This is a genomic window from Polaribacter sp. R2A056_3_33 (assembly GCF_019278485.1).
Lineage (GTDB): Bacteria > Bacteroidota > Bacteroidia > Flavobacteriales > Flavobacteriaceae > Polaribacter.
Window position 1 is genome coordinate 3,665,466 of sequence record NZ_CP058984.1, and the last position, 17,668, is coordinate 3,683,133.

General features: G+C 30.5%; 16 protein-coding genes. 8 read left to right on the forward strand and 8 right to left on the reverse strand.

Annotation, left to right across the window (positions count from 1 at the left end; genetic code table 11):
- Positions 1 to 314 precede the first annotated feature (314 nt).
- Positions 315 to 590 (reverse strand): helix-turn-helix domain-containing protein, encoded by a 276-nt coding sequence (locus tag H0I29_RS15435; RefSeq protein WP_218755251.1) that lies wholly within the window; start codon positions 588 to 590, stop codon positions 315 to 317.
- Between the two features lie 157 nt (positions 591 to 747).
- Between H0I29_RS15435 and H0I29_RS15440 the strand changes: the two genes are divergently transcribed.
- The gene (locus tag H0I29_RS15440) at positions 748 to 1,260 is read left to right on the forward strand and encodes a VOC family protein (protein WP_218753151.1); all 513 of its coding nucleotides are present in this window, start codon (positions 748 to 750) and stop codon (positions 1,258 to 1,260) included.
- A gap of 269 nt (positions 1,261 to 1,529) precedes the next feature.
- Here H0I29_RS15440 and H0I29_RS15445 read toward each other — a convergent pair whose 3' ends face one another.
- Both H0I29_RS15445 and H0I29_RS15450 read right to left on the reverse strand, forming a co-directional pair.
- Positions 1,530 to 1,859 carry a GIY-YIG nuclease family protein gene (locus tag H0I29_RS15445; protein ID WP_368384537.1) on the reverse strand — a complete coding sequence of 110 codons (330 nt, stop codon included), beginning with the start codon at positions 1,857 to 1,859 and terminating at the stop codon, positions 1,530 to 1,532.
- A gap of 720 nt (positions 1,860 to 2,579) precedes the next feature.
- Positions 2,580 to 4,439, reverse strand: a complete 1,860-nt coding sequence (locus tag H0I29_RS15450; protein WP_218753152.1) for a radical SAM protein — start codon at positions 4,437 to 4,439, stop codon at positions 2,580 to 2,582.
- Positions 4,440 to 4,678: 239 nt separating this feature from the next.
- Here H0I29_RS15450 and H0I29_RS15455 point away from each other — a divergent pair, with 239 nt between their 5' ends.
- The 7 genes from H0I29_RS15455 to H0I29_RS15485 all read left to right on the forward strand — a co-directional run bounded on the left by H0I29_RS15455 (position 4,679) and on the right by H0I29_RS15485 (position 12,490).
- Positions 4,679 to 6,148 carry a hypothetical protein gene (locus H0I29_RS15455; protein WP_218753154.1) on the forward strand — a complete coding sequence of 490 codons (1,470 nt, stop codon included), beginning with the start codon at positions 4,679 to 4,681 and terminating at the stop codon, positions 6,146 to 6,148.
- A gap of 3 nt (positions 6,149 to 6,151) precedes the next feature.
- A complete protein-coding gene (locus H0I29_RS15460) occupies positions 6,152 to 7,012 on the forward strand; it encodes an HNH endonuclease (RefSeq protein ID WP_218753156.1) in 861 nt (286 codons plus the stop codon).
- A 215-nt stretch (positions 7,013 to 7,227) separates the two neighbouring features.
- The gene (locus H0I29_RS15465) at positions 7,228 to 7,860 is read left to right on the forward strand and encodes a tRNA-uridine aminocarboxypropyltransferase (protein ID WP_254712647.1); all 633 of its coding nucleotides are present in this window, start codon (positions 7,228 to 7,230) and stop codon (positions 7,858 to 7,860) included.
- A gap of 192 nt (positions 7,861 to 8,052) precedes the next feature.
- On the forward strand, positions 8,053 to 8,658 hold the full coding sequence (locus H0I29_RS15470; protein ID WP_218753160.1) for a YbhB/YbcL family Raf kinase inhibitor-like protein: 606 nt from the start codon (positions 8,053 to 8,055) through the stop codon (positions 8,656 to 8,658).
- Positions 8,659 to 8,665: 7 nt separating this feature from the next.
- Positions 8,666 to 9,316 carry a peroxiredoxin-like family protein gene (locus H0I29_RS15475; protein WP_218753162.1) on the forward strand — a complete coding sequence of 217 codons (651 nt, stop codon included), beginning with the start codon at positions 8,666 to 8,668 and terminating at the stop codon, positions 9,314 to 9,316.
- A 36-nt stretch (positions 9,317 to 9,352) separates the two neighbouring features.
- Entirely contained in the window at positions 9,353 to 9,877 is a 525-nt protein-coding gene (locus H0I29_RS15480; protein ID WP_218753164.1) for a thioredoxin family protein, read from the forward strand.
- A gap of 255 nt (positions 9,878 to 10,132) precedes the next feature.
- Positions 10,133 to 12,490, forward strand: coding sequence for an ATP-binding protein (locus H0I29_RS15485; RefSeq protein WP_218753165.1), 2,358 nt, complete (start codon positions 10,133 to 10,135; stop codon positions 12,488 to 12,490).
- A gap of 105 nt (positions 12,491 to 12,595) precedes the next feature.
- Here the strand turns inward: H0I29_RS15485 and H0I29_RS15490 are convergent, their stop codons facing one another.
- From H0I29_RS15490 to H0I29_RS15510, 5 genes are all read right to left on the reverse strand, one after another.
- On the reverse strand, positions 12,596 to 15,037 hold the full coding sequence (locus H0I29_RS15490; RefSeq protein WP_218753167.1) for a M1 family metallopeptidase: 2,442 nt from the start codon (positions 15,035 to 15,037) through the stop codon (positions 12,596 to 12,598).
- A 368-nt stretch (positions 15,038 to 15,405) separates the two neighbouring features.
- The gene (locus tag H0I29_RS15495) at positions 15,406 to 15,948 is read right to left on the reverse strand and encodes a DUF4252 domain-containing protein (protein WP_218753169.1); all 543 of its coding nucleotides are present in this window, start codon (positions 15,946 to 15,948) and stop codon (positions 15,406 to 15,408) included.
- A gap of 118 nt (positions 15,949 to 16,066) precedes the next feature.
- Complete coding sequence (locus H0I29_RS15500) at positions 16,067 to 16,573, reverse strand: DUF4252 domain-containing protein (RefSeq protein ID WP_218753171.1); 507 nt, start codon at positions 16,571 to 16,573, stop codon at positions 16,067 to 16,069.
- Between the two features lie 42 nt (positions 16,574 to 16,615).
- Positions 16,616 to 17,038 (reverse strand): hypothetical protein, encoded by a 423-nt coding sequence (locus H0I29_RS15505; RefSeq protein ID WP_218730442.1) that lies wholly within the window; start codon positions 17,036 to 17,038, stop codon positions 16,616 to 16,618.
- The gene (locus H0I29_RS15510) at positions 17,025 to 17,534 is read right to left on the reverse strand and encodes an RNA polymerase sigma factor (protein WP_218730443.1); all 510 of its coding nucleotides are present in this window, start codon (positions 17,532 to 17,534) and stop codon (positions 17,025 to 17,027) included. The genes H0I29_RS15505 and H0I29_RS15510 overlap by 14 nt, the downstream gene beginning before the upstream one ends.
- Positions 17,535 to 17,668: the final 134 nt, after the last annotated feature.

Consider the following 17,668-nt stretch of genomic DNA (forward strand, 5'->3'; position numbering starts at 1 on the left):
TCATTTGGATTTTTTGTTTCGTAAATAATGTATTGAAAGAATAATGAAAAAACAAAACATGATCCAGCAGCGGCTTCAGAAGAAAAGATAGGGATTGTATCACCTGAATTTCCTAATAAAATTAAAATATATTTCTGAAGAAACCCAATTAAAATAGACATCAAAAGTGTAGGAACTATTAGTTTTTTGTAAAATAACAGAAGTGAAGTAATGATTTTCATAATTTTTTATTGAACTCAGATTGCATACAGTGACTATTAATAATTACTTTAAGTATTTTGCTTTTTAAAATAAATAAAACAAAATCCTTATAATTATTCTGCAATATCTTTTAAACCCCAAGTATCTAAACTTTTTAGAATTGCTTCTAAAGATTGCCCTCTTTCTGTTAGCGTATACTCTACTTTTGGGGGAACAACAGGATATACTTTTCTTGAAATTAGCCCGTCTTTTTCTAACTCTCTTACCGTTTGTGTAAACATTTTGTTAGAAATACCTATAATGTGTTTTTGCAACACTCCAGAACGCAAACCTCCTTCTAATAAATGGAATAATATTAAAGGTTTCCACTTAGTACCTATTAAATTCATGGTGTAATTTAATGGACATACATTTTTTTCTATCAAATTATAATTTTTAAAATACTCATAATCATTAATTTATTCGTTTAGGTAACTATACTACTTTTAGGTAAGTTATTGCCTATAAGGCAAATATAAATTAATTTTGAAGTCTAAATTAAAAATTATGACTAAAAATACAAGTTACCCAAAATCATTCTCACATATTGGTCTTACCGTTCCTAATATTAATGAGGCTGTAAAATTTTATTCAGAAGTAATGGGTTGGTACATTATTATGGAACCTTCTACTGTTAAAAAAGAAACTGAAACTGCCATTGGTAAAATGTGTATTGATGTTTTTGGTGAAGATTGGACAGAGTTTGAAATTGCACATCTGTCAACTTCAGATGGTATTGGTGTTGAGTTGTTTTGTTTTCCGAACGGAATTAAAGAAGCACCAGAATTTAGTCCTTTTAATACAGGTCTTTTTCATTTTTGCATTCAAGATCCTAATATAGAAGAATTGGTCGATAAAATTGTTGCTTACGGAGGAAAACAAAGAATGCCAATTAGAGAGTATTATCCAAAAGACAAGCCATTTAAAATGTGTTATGTAGAAGATCCTTTCGGAATTGTTTTTGAAGTGTACACACATAGTTACGAGTTAACCTATTCTTCTGGAGCGTATGCAAAGTAAAGCGAACAGTTTTGTCATTACGAATGAAGTACGAATGAAGTAATACCTATTTGGCCAAAGAGATTGCTTCGTTCCTCGCAATGACAAACAGACTGTCATTACGAGGACGACAGGACGACGTAATCTGTTTATTCCGAGTTACAAATTATGAGATTGTTTCGTAACCTCGCAATGACAAACGGACTGTCATTACGAGGACGATGGGACGAAGTAATCTGTTTATTCTGAGCTACAGATTAAGAGATTTCCTTGTTTCTTCTCAATGATAATTAAAACTGAAATAACCAACCATCAGACAAATCATTCCAATTAGGATTTTCTAAATTTACCATATCATTTTTACGTTTTCTATTTCCAGCTTTTAATTGTTTCTCTCTTGCTATAGCAGAATTTATATCATCATATTCTTCAAAATACACTAATTTATCACAATTGTATTTTGCTGTAAAACCTTTGTACTCTTTCGTTTTATGCTGATAAATTCTTTTTAATAAATTACTAGTGACTCCAATATATAGAACAGTATTATTTTTATTGGTTAAAAAGTAAATATGGTATTTTTTCATGCTTTTTCCCTCTAAAATAAATAATTTTGTCATTACGAGGAAGTTCTGACGAAGTAATCTGTTTATTTTGAGTTACACATTAAGAGATTGCTTCGTTCCTCGCAATGACAAATGGACTGTCATTACGAGGACGATAGGACGAAGTAATCTGTTTGTTTTGAGTAGCATATTATGAGATTGCTTCGTAACCTCGCAATGACAAATGGACTGTCATTACGAGGACGGTAGGACGAAGTAATCTGTTTATTTTGAGTTACACATTATGGGATTGCTTCGTAACTTCGCAATGACAAACGGACTGTCATTACGAGGACAATAGGACAAAGTAATCTGTTTATTTTGAGTAGCATATTATGGGATTGCTTCGTAACCTCGCAATGACAAACGGACTGTCATTACGAGGACGATAGGACGAAGTAATCTGTTTATTTTGAGTAGTATATTATGGGATTGCTTCGTTCCTCGCAATGACAAACGTACTGTCATTACGAGGAAGTTCTGACGAAGTAATCTGTTTATTTTGAGTTACACATTATGGGATTGCTTCGTAACTTCGCAATGACAAACGGACTGTCATTACGAGGACAATAGGACAAAGTAATCTGTTTATTTTGAGTAGCATATTATGGGATTGCTTCGTAACCTCGCAATGACAAATCTACTGTCATTACGAGGACGATAGGACGAAGTAATCTGTTTATTTTGAGTGATACATTAAGAGGTTGCTTCGTTCCTCGCAATGACGTTGAAAAACTACTCTTTCAAGCATTTTTCAATCAAATTACTTTCTAGCGTTATTCTAGGAACCTTAAAATCGAAATATTTGTGCAGCGGAATTTCAAATCCTTTGTGATTTAAGTAGTTGTTTAAAGCTGAATTTAAACCCTCGCTATATAAATGATGCTCTGCTCCTGTTGGATCTTCGTGATATAAATCGTTTTCTGCAAATCCTTTAAATTCTGGACCAATAATATTAATCTCAAATTCGTCTGGGTTTTTACCAACCGGACTGTGGCTTGTGCACGCAAATTGATGCCAAAAAGCAGACTGAATGCAATTGTTGTAAAATAACTGACGTACCACTTCTAAAGAATCGATGGTTTCTTGCGCTGTTTCTGTAGGAAAACCAAACATTAAATAGGCATGTACCATAATATTTTCATCAGAAAAGGCTTTGGTTACCCTTGCAACTTGTCCGATGTCAACTCCTTTTTTCATTTTCTCTAACAATCTATCAGAGGCAACTTCTAATCCGCCAGTAACCGCAATACAACCAGATTTAGATAATAAGGCACACAATTCTGCATTAAACGTTTTCTCGAAACGAATGTTGGTCCACCAAGTAATATACACTTTACGCTCTATCAACTTGTTTGCCAAGGCTCTTAACATTTTTGGTGGCGCTGCTTCGTCTACAAAATGGAAACCTGTAATTCCGGTTTCTGATATTATTTGTTCAATTTTATCCACCAAATCATCGGCTGTGGTGTTTTGGTAATTGCTAATATAATCTAGATTTACATCACAAAAAGAACATTTTTTCCAGTAACAACCGTGAGAAATGGTGAGTTTGTTCCACTTTCCGTCAGACCACATTCTGTGCATCGGATTCATTACATCTAAAAAAGACAAATATTTTTCCGTTGGCAAACCAATATAACTTGGTGCAGGTAAATTCTTATGATGAAATATTGTGTTGGGCAATTTATTTGCATATACAACTTCGTTATTTCTACAGATATAGGTTCTTTCTAGTTGCTCCTCACCTATTTTTCCGTCTAAAAATTCTGTGATTCTTAACAACGGACCTTCGCCATCATCTAACGTGATAAAATCTACAAAATCGAAAATTCTAGGATCCGACAAACGTCTTAATTCGGTGTTGCAATAACCGCCACCCATTCCTATTTTAATGTTCGGATAATTCTGTTTGATAAACTGTCCGCACCGCAACGCAGAAAACAAATTACCAGGAAAAGGCACTGTAAAACAGATTAAATCGTACTTGTTTTCTTGTAATTCTTGGTCTAACAAATACAACATTTCGTCTTCTATCAGCGTCGTTTCAAACTGCAAACAGTCGTCTAACTCATCGAAACTAGAGGCTGCTCTACCAATTTGTTCGGCATAACGAGTAAACGAGAAAAACTCATCTACATTGGCGTTTATAAAATCGCCCAATTCTTCTACAAACAACGTGGCAATATGTTTGGCTTTGTCTAAGATTCCTAATTTGCCAAACTCGGTACTTAAATCTTTGTCTAATTTTATGCGTCGATGTCCGTGTGGCAAATAATCTTTATGTACAATTTGATACGCTGCCGTAACTTCTTGCACACGCAAATAGTTCATTACAGAATCTACTTTATTAATGTATTCTTCTTTTTGTTGCCAAACCAAAGGCAATTCTTTACCACCCAGCATTTCTGCTTGTTTAAAAATGGCGTCTATAAATTCTTTGGTAAACACTGCCGTAAACAACTCGATACTTAAATCTATTTGTGTTGTTGGTACCTCTTTAGAATCTAAAAATCCTTTAATGTAGGCGGTTGCAGGATACGCAGTATTTAACTGTGTAAATGGTGGAGTTACTAGAAGTGTGTTTACAGACATAAATAAAATAAAGTGCAAAGATACTACCTCATTTAGGAAAAGGGCAGAAAAGTTTTATTGGTTTTTGTTGATGTGGATTTGGAAGGATGTTTTTGGTTGATAACTTTACATAACAGATATGTGTGTATTCTAATTTCCTTTCTAAAAAATCTTAACTTCGTAAGCTATGTTTATGAAATATAAAAACGTTGAATAAACATATTAAATCTGTGTCTAATATATCAACAAGACAAAATTAAATGTTAGAATTAAAGAAAAATCCGTTCAAACCAAATGTTATTGAAAATAACCCAACTGCTTTTGGCTTAAGGACAAAAGAGATAGTTTTCTCCATAACCTCTTTATTAAATGATAACAGTATTTTTATTACTGGTTCTAGAGGTATTGGAAAATCCTCATTAGGATTGCAATTACAAAAAGTAATGTCAGGGAATGAAACCTTATTAAAAAGGTGTAATATAAAAAATACGGAAAATGATGTACTATGTATTTATTACGCTTGTGCTGAAGATACTACTATAGAAGACTTGTGTCTAGATATATTATATGAATTAGAACAAGAGATTTTATTACTTCCCAAGATTAAACTTGCGAAAATAAAACCCTCACTAGAACTAAACTTTGGTATAATTAAAGCGAAGTTTGAGACAGAAATTGAATCGAATCGTCGAAGCCCTTCTTCAATTGCCAATCGCTTTGTTAATGGTTTGAGAGCTATTTATACTGATGCTTTAAAATTAAACGTCTTTACCGCTATTAACATAATGATTGACGAGGTAGATCAACTTCCAACTTCAATAAACTTCGGCCATTTTATTAAAATAATTCATGAAACATTAAACAATAGAGGCTGTAATAAACTAACTTTTCTTTTTGCAGGTCAACTAGGTTCGTATACAAGATTTAACAAAGAAGATCCTTCATTTGAGAGAATTGTTAAGTGTATCACATTAGATAGACTTTCATGGGAAGCTTCCAACTATATTTTAGATTATGCTTCTGCAACATCAACACCTAAATTCGAAATAAAGGAAGACGCAAGAAAACTAATTCTTTCACTCTCTTCTGGCTACCCATATATAGTCCACTTAATAGGTGATAGTTGCTTTAATGAAATGTCCGATGATAATATTATAACTAAAACAATAGTGCTTTCTGCACTTGAAGTTATTCTTTTAACAGATAAAAGAGAAAAATTCACTGAGAAACTAAGAGAATTAAATGACATGGAAAGAGAATTAATTTTTTTCATGGCAAGTCAATCTGTAAACATGCTACCTGCTGAAATTCCTTATAATTCCATATATGACAAAGACAATGATAATAGTGATATAAAAAAGCAACTTGACTTATTACTAAACAGCTTAATTACAAAAGGATATTTATATTCTATTAATGATAAGGCATTGTATATCTTTAGCGAAGAACTCTTTAGGATTTTTGTTTCATATATAAAAATAGAGTTATCAATAACTAAAACCGCTAGAAGAGAGTTTTCTGACATGAATACAAATATCAATTTATTGAAAGAGAGATTAGAGCAAGATGAAAAACATCTTGAAATGGAACTTGAAGGAGAATATTCTAACTCAGCAGAAGCAAATTACGTTAGTCCTGAAGAGAAAAAACAACTTTTCAATGAATACATAAGTTCTAGAATGCCAACCAAATACAGTAACGCTTGGGAAGAAGACAACTTTAAAAAATAATTAATGCCCGAAAATTCAAGAATCCTTAATGACGAAATTCTAAATTCAAATATTAAGAATGATATCATTGCATCAACAGTTATTAAAATATTTGAAAACCATGAAGATTTTATTCTAAAAACAAAAGTTAAAAATGGTTGTTATGACATCGAAATAAATTATCAGAAAAATTTATATGACAATATTTTTGGTAACAATGCTAAATCTCCATTTGCTTTATATGTTGGTAAAAAAAAATTAACATTTTGGTTTCGTAAAGAAGAATCTTTTTTTAGAAAATTCACACTACCTGTAAATTCGAATATAATAAAATCAACATCTCCAAACCATAGATTATTTAAAATTTATAGCATTAAAGACTTAGCAGAAATTATTAAATATGTGTTTATTGATTCGTTAAAATCAAACTCAATAAACTTTTATAAATTACTTGAAGATAGTTCCAAGAGTGAATTTGAAAATAAAGTTAACATAGTAGAAGATGGCAAGAGTCTTAATCTTTCGAGAAGAGGTCAGCAACAATATAAAAATAATCTTCTTATAAAATGGGGATTTTGCTGCAGCGTTACAGAACTTAACAATACATCATTATTAATTGCTTCTCACATAAAACCATATAGTAAATCAAGTCCTATTGAAAAATACGACACAGAAAATGGATTATTATTAATTCCAAATCTAGACTCACTTTTTGATAAATTTCTAATAAGCTTTGGGAATGATGGAACTATAATTATAAGTAATACTTTGTCTAATGATGATTATATAATTTTAGGGATATCTAAATTAATGAGATTAAAAAAGGTTACTAAAGGAATGCTTCCTTATTTAACATGGCATCGAAGTAAATTAGTGAAAAATTAAAACTCCTCTTGTTAAAACTAGTTTAAGAATATTAATCATTATCTGATTAAAAAATATAACTTGCTAAATAGATTAATATATTAAATAAGCGTGTTAGCATTATCCCCAAATAGAAAAAGAAACTCACCTTGCCACTAACCATAAAAGAACCAAGAATAAAATGTTACAAATGCATGCGATCATCAAGCACGTGTATTTGCAAACACATTAGTTCTTTGCAGACGAAGACCCATTTTATTATTTTGATGCATCCAAAGGAGTACAAAAAAGAAAAAAAAGGAACGGGATTTATGACGCATCTTCAACTTGAAAATTCAGAAATCATCGTTGGTGTCGATTTTACGAATCATAAACGTATCAATGAAATACTTACTGAAGAAAAAAGTACCTCATTTTTATTATATCCTGGCAAGGACAGTTTTAATTTATCAACAAGAAAAAGTGCAGAAATACATACGGTTATAGGAAACAATGCAAACATTTTTATTTTAGATGGCACTTGGCCTTGTGCTAGAAAAATGTTGAAACTAAGTAAAAATTTACAAGCTTTAAAAAGAGTGAGTTTTGATAACAAGATAACATCAAAATTTATTATTAAGCAGCAGCCAGATCCTCTTTGTTTAAGTACTATTGAGTCGGTCTATACGGTCTTAAATTTATTAAAGAAAGCCGAATTAGAAAAATGCGATACCAAAGACTTTTTAATTCCTTTTGAAAAAATGATTGACTATCAACTAGAATATACGCTAGACCCAACTCATAAAAACTATTGCGCTACAGAAAACAGTACAGAAATTTCTAAGAATCTGTATAAAAAACCAACAGAAAGACGGGTTATTTTTGAATAGCAATAAATAGATTTACAGTATCGATACCATTTTATACGCTGCTAGATGTTTTCTTTGTTAAAACTTCCTTAAGACTATTGACCCTTGTGGTTTTTTAACTGAAAAACCTTAAATTCGTTAATGCTTACGCTTCATTAGTGAAACGTTTTATAGCACCTCACGGATTACATCACATTATTAAGATATCTTAAAATGGCATCAAAAAAAAGTATCCTATTCATCATGGCAATAGCCATTATTTCGTTGCAATCTTGTCAAAAACAGACTTCCACTTTTAAAAACTACGACGATTTTAAAACCATTAACGCAGACTTTATAGTAAACAGTAAAGCTGTTGTAAATGGCGAGTTGTTAGCCGCTTACAAATGCGAAGAAAAAGTAAAAGATGTAGAAAATTCCATCCCTTTATCTTGGGCTAATGTACCAGAAGGCACCAAATCTTTAGCGGTTGTAATGTATCATTATCCTAAAAAAAATAATATTGACGAAGTAAACTCGTACTTACTTTTATGGAACATTGATCCATCGGTAACTTCTATTCCGTACAAAATGGCCAACAACCCCAATTGGGCAATGGGAGCAAATAAAGACGGAACCGCAATTTCTTACACTTCGCCTTGTTCTCGTGGCCCAGGAAAACACACCTATACCATTGCGTTATTTGCGTTAAAAGAACCTTTAAAATCGCTTCCTAAAAAGAGTTCTGTACTTGTAAATTACACTACATTTATGGAAGCCATTTCTAAAGTTGAAGTGCTAGACAGAACAAGCTTAACATTTACAGATTTAAACGAATAATATAAAAATGAAAACTTTAAGAGAACAAACAGATGCTAAAATAGCAGCAGGACGAAATGCAAAACCAGACTTTATGAAAGGTGTTGATGACGTTATTGAGAAAGCAAAAGCTTTTGAAGAAGGAAAAAATGCGCTTAAAGTTGGCGAAAAAGCACCCAATTTTGAGTTGCCAAACGCTGAAGGAAAAATGATATCCTTAGATATATTATTAAAAAATGGCCCCGTTGTAATTACATTTTATCGTGGAGATTGGTGTCCGTATTGCAACTTACAATTAAGAGCATTACAAGCTAGATTACCCGAAATTCATAAACTTGGCGCAAGCTTGGTTGCTATTAGTCCGCAAGTACCAGACGGTTCCTTAACCAAAAGTGAAATTAGCGAAATGGATTTTACGGTATTATCCGACCAAGATGCAAAAGTAGCTACAGTATATGGTGTTGCTTGGAAAGTGCCAGAATTTTTAGCAGAACACATGCGTGCAGACCGAGGTTTAGATTTAGATAAAGTAAATAACGGAGATGGAAGTATATTGCCTATTCCTGCTACTTTTATTTTAGGGAAAGATGGCGTTGTTACTTGGAACTATGTAAATGTAGACTACAGAACACGTTCTGAACCAGAAGAAATTATTGAAGCTTTAAAAAAGCTGGCTTAAATTATTTATATTTGAATATCACTTTAAAAAAAATCCATGAAAATTAAAATTATTACCCTTTTTATCACCGCTTTATTAGCTGTTAATTTACAAACATCTGCACAAGAAAGTACCGATGTTCTATTAAAAAATGCACAAACAATAGCTAAAAAAGAAGGAAAAGCTATCTTTATAAAGTTTGAAGCTTCTTGGTGTGGTTGGTGTCATAAAATGACCAAAGACATGAAAGCAGAAACCACAAAAAAGTTCTTTAATGATAATTATGTAATGGTACCTGTTGTGGTTAAAGAATCTAAGGATAAAAAACATTTAGAAAACCCAGGTTCAGATCAATTATTAAAGCAATACAATGGCGATACAGCAGGTTTGCCTTTTTGGGTTATTTTAGATGCAGACTTAAAGGTAATTACCAATTCTTATGATGTGAATGGTAATAATTTAGGTGCTCCAGGAAGTGCAGCAGAAGTAACAGTATTTATTGAAAAAATAAAGAAATCTGCCAAAAAAGTTACGGAAAACGATATTGAAAACATTACAAATCAATTTGTAATGAAAAAATAAAAACCAGATTCAACACGGTTATAGTACAAAATAGGCATCCAACATTTTAGATAATGTTGGATGTTTTCTGTTAAATCCCTTTTCTGTTTTCAGTAAAACAAACTTTACAAAATATTTTACAGTATAAAAGTTTTACTATAAATTTAAAAATTAAAAGATATTAGGTTTTTCAAATAATAAATACCCTATTTTTTAAAATTTAAAAACGAAATTTAAAAAGACTAAAACAGTTTTTGTTTCCTTAAAATAGTAAGAATGAAATTTATACAAATTAAAAAGCTACTCCTATTTTTCATTCCATTATCTGTAATAACGTATCTAGTTATCGATAATTATTATACAATTATTACTGAAAATCAATTGGAGATTATTAAAAATGGAGCTGCTAATGATTTGAATTCTAAAGGAATTTTAATTAATGATATGTATAAATATCTAGCAAAAGATATTGATATTATTGATTGGGAGTACAAAAAAGATTTTGCGTTAGATTTAGAACCAAATAAAGACAAATTAGAAGACCTTTTTCTTCATTTAGCTAATTTACAAACTACTTATGATCAAGTTCGTTTTATAGATACATTGGGTAATGAAATTGTTCGTGTAGATTTTGATAGTATCAATGCAGCAAAAGTTACAGATTTTAAGAAGCTTCAAAATAAAAGTGATCGATACTATTTTAAAAATGCTCAGAAATTAGAAAAAGATGATATCTATTTTTCTGATATTGATTTGAATATGGAATATGGTAAAATTGAAATCCCATACAATCCAGTGCTTAGAGTCGCTAAAAAAGTATATACCACAGATGGAAATTGGAATGGTGTATTGATTATCAATTATTTTATGGACAATCTGTTTCATAAATTATCTACTCAGAGTAATCTAGAATATACCAGTTTTGAACTAAGAACCGCAGAGGGATTCAACTTAGTTTCAGAAGACACACACAAGAACTTTAAGCACATTACGTCTAGTTCTGATAGTTTGGCGTTATACAATACAGATCAAGAATTTTGGAGTGAAATTCAGAAAAATCCGGTTGGAAATTATGCATCTAAAGATGTGCTCTATCTTTATAAAAATTTAAAAATAGATAGCAATAGTACCAAAAATAGTAATTATAAAGCCAAAACATCATTTTTACTTATTCATAAAATAGATTTAAAAAAAGTACAAGCCTCTCAGTTTATTTATGTTTTCTACAAATGGTCTTCTTTTATTATTATAATCGTTTTAATACTTTTTGTGTTATTAGGAATTCAATATTACAATCATAAATTGCATGTTCAAAATAATTCGTTACAAGGTAAAAATGATGAATTAGAAAATTTAAAAAATAAACTTCAAGAAACTTTAAGAATCAAATTAGATGAATTAAACCTGACGGAGAAAAAGTTTTATTCGATCTTTAATAATGCAGGTATTGGAATTACACTAATTGATTTAGCAGGAAAACCTGTATTTACAAACAAAAAATTAATAGATGTTTTAGGATATTCAGATAAAGAACTGAAACAAATGACTTTTTCTGATTTTACATACCCTGATGATTTAGAAACCGATTTGATTCAATTTAATAAGTTAATAAATAGAGAGATAGATTCTTACAACATAGAAAAACGATATGTACGTAAAGATAAAGAGGTTATTTGGGGAGATTTAAACGTTTCTCTATTACTTAATGACGAAAACGAAATTATAAATGTAATAGGTGCTGTTAGTGATATAACAGAACGTAAAGAAGCACAAAAAGAAACTAAAAACCTTAAAAAAATAATTCACAGTCTAAACTATATTGCAACAGTTTTAAAAATTGATTCTACAGAGAATATTTCTGAAGTGAATGAATCTGTCAATTTAGTAAAATACATAGAAAAGCAATCGGAAGATATTTTAAATGCCAACAAAGCAAGAGAAGAGCTTTTAACAAATTTAGAACACAAAAATACCGAGTTAAACAACTATGCACATATTGTTTCACATGATTTAAAATCGCCTTTAAGAAGCATTTATACCTTACTAAATTGGATTCAAGAAGAACCTGAAAATACATTAACAGAAGAAAGCAACATGTATGCTCAATTAATTTTAGAGAACCTAGAAAAAATGGAATCTCTAATTACGGGAATCTTAAGTTACTCGAGTATAGACGATGATAAAATGTCTGAATACGAGATTAATACGCATGATTTGGTGAACGAAATTGTAAAATTAATTCTTGTGCCAAAATCTATTGAAATTAAGATAGATCAAAACCTTCCTATTATTAATGGAAATAAACATCGAGTTCTTCAGGTGTTTCAGAATTTAATTCAGAATGCTATAAAAAGTATCACGAATGAAACAGGTAAAATTGAAGTTGGTGTAAAAGAAATGCCTGATTTTTGGGAGTTCTATGTAAAAGATAACGGAAAAGGAATTGAAGAAAAATACTTCAAAAAAATATTTGAGCTATTTCAAAGTATAGATGAGAGTGAAACTAAATCAGGAATTGGGCTTTCTATTGTTAAGAAAGTAATTCATTTTTACAAAGGAGAAATTTGGGTTAAAAGTGAAGTTGCTAAAGGAACTACTTTTTACTTTACGCTTCCTAAGATTTCAAATAAATAAAAAACACTTTTAATTTCCACTTTGTAAAGTTGATAAAACAAAAAAAATCTAAGCTTATTAAGCTTAGATTTTTTGTTTTTAAGAAACTGTATTAAAAAGGAATCGTTATAATAATTTTGCCATTCCTTCTTTTATAATTTCTGTATTTCTAACTTTATTATCTGTGTCTTTTGCCTTTTGATCACTTATCATGGTTCTCATTAAATTGATAACCACTTTATCAAAATTAAAGGACTTATATTGATTTCCTTTAACCACCATATCATCTACTAAATTCTGAATTGCCTCAGAATTATTACTTTCAGAGATTTGTTTAAATGCTTTTTGATACAAGCTTTTTGTAGCATCGTCCCCTGTTAAAAACATACCAGATAACACGCTTTTTGCTATAAAAGGCAATTCGTTTTCGTCTTTTTCTTCAATGTAAATACGTGTTAAAGGCGTCGCTAATATTTTTCTAATTTCATCTGGTAATTCTCTAGACTTAGCAACTGCTGTTGGTTTGTCTATATAATACATGGCAACCAAAGATTTTCCTATTACAGAATACGATTTACTTTGTAAGCCTTTCTCGAAAATGCCTTTTAATTCTGGATCTGTTAATTTACCCAAAGTTTCAATAGCGGTTGCTTGTACTAATGTTTTCTCATCATTATTTGCCATTTGCATTATTTTATGAATGGCATCTTTTTTAGAAAACTTATTTATTAAGTCGATTTTCTGTAAAGCAAGTATTCTAATTTTGTAAGAAGCATCACTCATTGCTCCCTCAACTGCATTAAATGCATCTTTTTCTTCTTGTTTTTTTGCTACTTCTAACAATGCTTCTCTTCTATGTTGATAATTCTCTGCATTTTTTAACTGAAATATATAATCACTTAAAACCTTATTCTCTGTTACTTCAGATAACAAAACTCCGTCCGCATTTACCTGAATTAACGTTGGCTGTTTTGTATAAGGAAACGTAAAAGAAGCGTCATTTCCATTTACAAAAACGTTATGCCTTGTTTTTTTTCCGTTTTCGAAAATATCAATGGCTAAAGGAAATTTAAACTCATTTACATTTAACTGTAAAAGGTTTACAGTTACTTTTTTCTGAATGGTATTGTAGTCATAAGAAACCTCTATTCTTGGGTGTCCTGCTCCAAAATACCATTGGTTAAAAAACCAGTTTAAGTCTTTACCCGTTATTTTTTCAAAAACCAATCTTAATTGATGAACTTCTGCTGCTTGGTATTTATTTTCAGTTAAAAATGTTTTTAATCCTAAGAAAAAAGCTTCATCACCTAAATAGTTTCGCAACATATGTAAAATAGCACCACCTTTATTATAGCTCACTAAATCGAACATATCTTCTTTATCAACATAGTTAAAACGAACCAAATGTTTATCTGTATTTTGTCCGTCTAAATACGCCTGACTATCTTCAAATAAATGCATGTTTGCGTCTAATTTTCCGTACTTATGCTCTCTCCAAAGGTATTCACTGTAATTTGCAAAAGACTCGTTTAACGTTAAATTAGACCAACTTTCTGAAGTAACCAAATCTCCAAACCAATGATGAAAAAGCTCGTGTGCAATGGTGTTTTCTTGTGTGTTTTCATCAATTAATTGACCTGGTGTTTGGTAGGCTTGTTCTCCATGAATTACTGCTGTTGTGTTTTCCATAGCGCCAGAAACATAATCTCTTCCTACAATTTGGCTATATTTATTCCAAGGATACTCTACTCCTAAGATGTCAGAAAAGAAACCAATCATTTCTGGAGTTAAACCAAAAATATCTTTTGCATACGGAGCATATTCTTTTTCTACATAGTAATCTACAGGAATATTTTTATACGAATCTTTAATAACCTCATACTCTCCTACTCCCATAAAAAATAAGTAAGGCGCATGTTTTTGATCCATTTTCCAATAATCGGTTCTGTTTGTTCCGTTTTTAATTGAACTTTCTAATTTTCCATTAGAAAGTGTCACAAACTTATCTGGGACCGTAATATAAATTTCTTGGGTAGTTTTCTGATTCGGACTGTCTATGGTAGGAAACCAACAGCTGCTTGCTTCCGTTTCACCTTGCGTCCAGATTTGTGTTGGCTTGTTTTTGTCAGAACCATCAGCATTTATAAAATAGAGACCTTTTGCATCGGTTATTGCAGCACTACCTTTTTGTTGTACTTTTTCTGGACGTGCAGTATATTTTATATAAAGTGTAAACTCTTCGTCTTTTTTATATTCTTTTGGTAGGTCTATAACAATGCTTGCATCATCATAATTATAGTCTAATTTCTTGTTATCTAAAGAAACTTGATGAATAACCATCGCTTTTGCATCTAATGTAATTTTATTAGTTGCATAAAAGTGAGGTTTGGCAGTAACCCAAGCTTCTCCATTTAGCTGTTTTTCATTGAAGTTAAAATCAACCTTTAATTTTGTATGAACTAGATCGTTAATTTTATCTCTTTCTGGTTTATAAGTAGTATAGTTTTGAGCAAAACTGATCGTACTCACTAAAATTAAAACAATAAACAGCACTTTTTTAATCATCATAAATTATATTTTCGTAAAGTTTCAAAAGTAATAAATATTACTAGTGCAATTCGTTAATTAGCCGTTAAATAGTTGATAGTTAAAGTTGCTGTCTGTTCTGTTTTATATCTTTGATGTAAAAAAAGGAATCAAAAGGAAAAAAAACTTGCAATTTTGTTATTTTAAATGAAGAGAATAACTACATAAAGTTAAGTGTAAATTGGTTTTATTTATGTTTACATTTTAATTTTCATAGAAAGGACAATTATAGATCTCATTCATTTTTTAGAATATTTCTTATCCTTTAAAATAGAAGTAATTAATTCGAAGACAAAAAAAAAGCTGTAATTTCTAATGAAATTACAGCTTTAAACTTATTATAAGAAGATTTATTTACCTTTAAAAATGGCACTAAATTGCTCTAGGTTTACGTTGTCTCCATCAAATTTAACGTTGTTCATCATTTCTATAATTTTAGCAGGATTCATATTGTCGCCTAATAAACGGGCAACTCCTACTCCTATTTCATTACCGTAACCAAAAGCAATTACTTCATCGATAGATTCTGTATCCCCAGTATAGTAAAGACTTACGTTCATTCCTTGTGCTTTTAGAGACATTAAAGATTTATAATCTTCATTATCTTTAAAAATACTTTTTAATTTAGTTTTCTCAACTTCATACGCAGCTTCATTTCCTTTAATTGGCAAAGCTACTACATTAACTTTTCGGATACTTTTTAACGTTTCTTTTACTTCGTCTGAAACAACTTCCGATTTTAACTGCAAAAAGCTTGTAGGAATATCTACAGTTATAAAACCTAATTTTTCTTGACTTTCGACTAAATATCCTTGTAATGATTTTTCATTTTTACATGAAGTAATCATCAAAACAAGTAATAAAAGTGAAAGTATTTTGGTTATATTTTTCATGATTTATTTTAAGTTTTTGTTGATATATTGTCTTTTTGAGCCCAGTTGAAAATTACCTCTATCGTTTTAGAACTGATAAAGTTCTCAACTGCACTCAAGAAGATATTATTTTAATGATTTAATTTTTAGAAAAAGTGTCTGCTAATTCAGACATTTTATTAATATCTATGTTTCCTGTTAAAGAAACAACAATCGCGTCTGCCTGTCCACTTGTTTGTTTATCAACACCTTTAATAAACATTAAAACTTCACTCACATAATCTTTATTTGGTGTAGATTGTACATAAATTTTTACACGAGAATTATTGTCTTTAATACGCATTAACTGTGTTAAATTCTGCTTCTTAATTGCAGCATTTGCCATTGCCTCCATTTTATTTGCGATGTCTGTATCTTTTGTAGAAAACATTTTAAATTCTTTTAAATCTTGAATCATTTGAAAGACTTTCATGCCTTCGTTATCATCTACTTTAACATTTTTAAACTTAGAAATTAATTCAAAAGCATCTTTGGTAACTACTACCATGTCTACTCCGTTCATATCTTCTAAAGTGTCAAAAAAGGACTGTGCGCTTGTTACCATTGGGGCAACGACTAACGCTATTAATATTGCTATTTTTTTCATAATTTCTGTGTTTACTTGGTTTTACTATTGTTACTTGGTTTTTTATTTTAATATTTTTTTTACGGTATCTTCATAAGTATATAAGGTTGCCACCGCTTGCTCTCCTTTTTGAAGGTTAGATGATAAAAGCATTAACCCTTTACTTATTTGCTCGAATTGTTTTTTAGCTTGGTATCTTTTGTATTCTTGCTGACCAATAAATACACTAAATAATAAGACTACAGACGCTGCAACAGATAACCATTTTAAGTTTCTCTTTTTAGATTTCTTAGGTTCTAACTCAATGGTTTTTGTGTACGTTTCATCCTTGCTAGCAGCAAAATAATTAAACATGTATTCGTATTCTTGCAAATGTGGTGCAACATTCCCTCCTGTGAAATAGTTTCTTAGGGTTGTTTCTTCTTGCAAAGACGTTTCTGCGTTTTCGTATTTTTCTACTAATTTTTCTATGTTAGCTAACTCCATAGTTATGTTTTTTAATTAATTGTTCTCTTATTGTTTTTCTTGCTCTAGACAATGCTACTCGTACTGCAGTAGGTTTCATATCTACCATTTTGCAGATTTCATCAAAATCATATTGTTCAATATCTCTTAATTGAATAATAATTTTTTGTTGCTCTGGCAATGCTGCTATCAATTGGTGCACTTGGTTTACACTGTCTCGATGTTCTACTTGCTTATCTAAAGACGTATCTTTTTCTTTATAATTACTGTGTATTAATGTTAAATTACTTGCTTGTTTACTTTTTAAACGATCATAACAATAGTTTTTTGTCATGGTCATAGCAAACGCTTCAACATTTTTATAATCAGCAATCTTTTCTTTGCTTTTCCATAATTTAAAGATCAGCTCTTGTGTAGCATCTTCAGCTTCTTCTGTAGAAACTAAAAGTCTTTTTGCTAAACGGAAGACTTTATCCTTAAAGGGTAAAACAACTTTTAAAAAGTCTGACTGGTTCATTTGGTTTGGTTGATTTTTGTTGTAAACTGATTTATAATATCGGGTTTACATAATTAAGACGATGCACAATATATTTTGTTACAACATATTTAAAAATAATACTATTTCTTTTTATCTTGCGTTGTATTCTATAA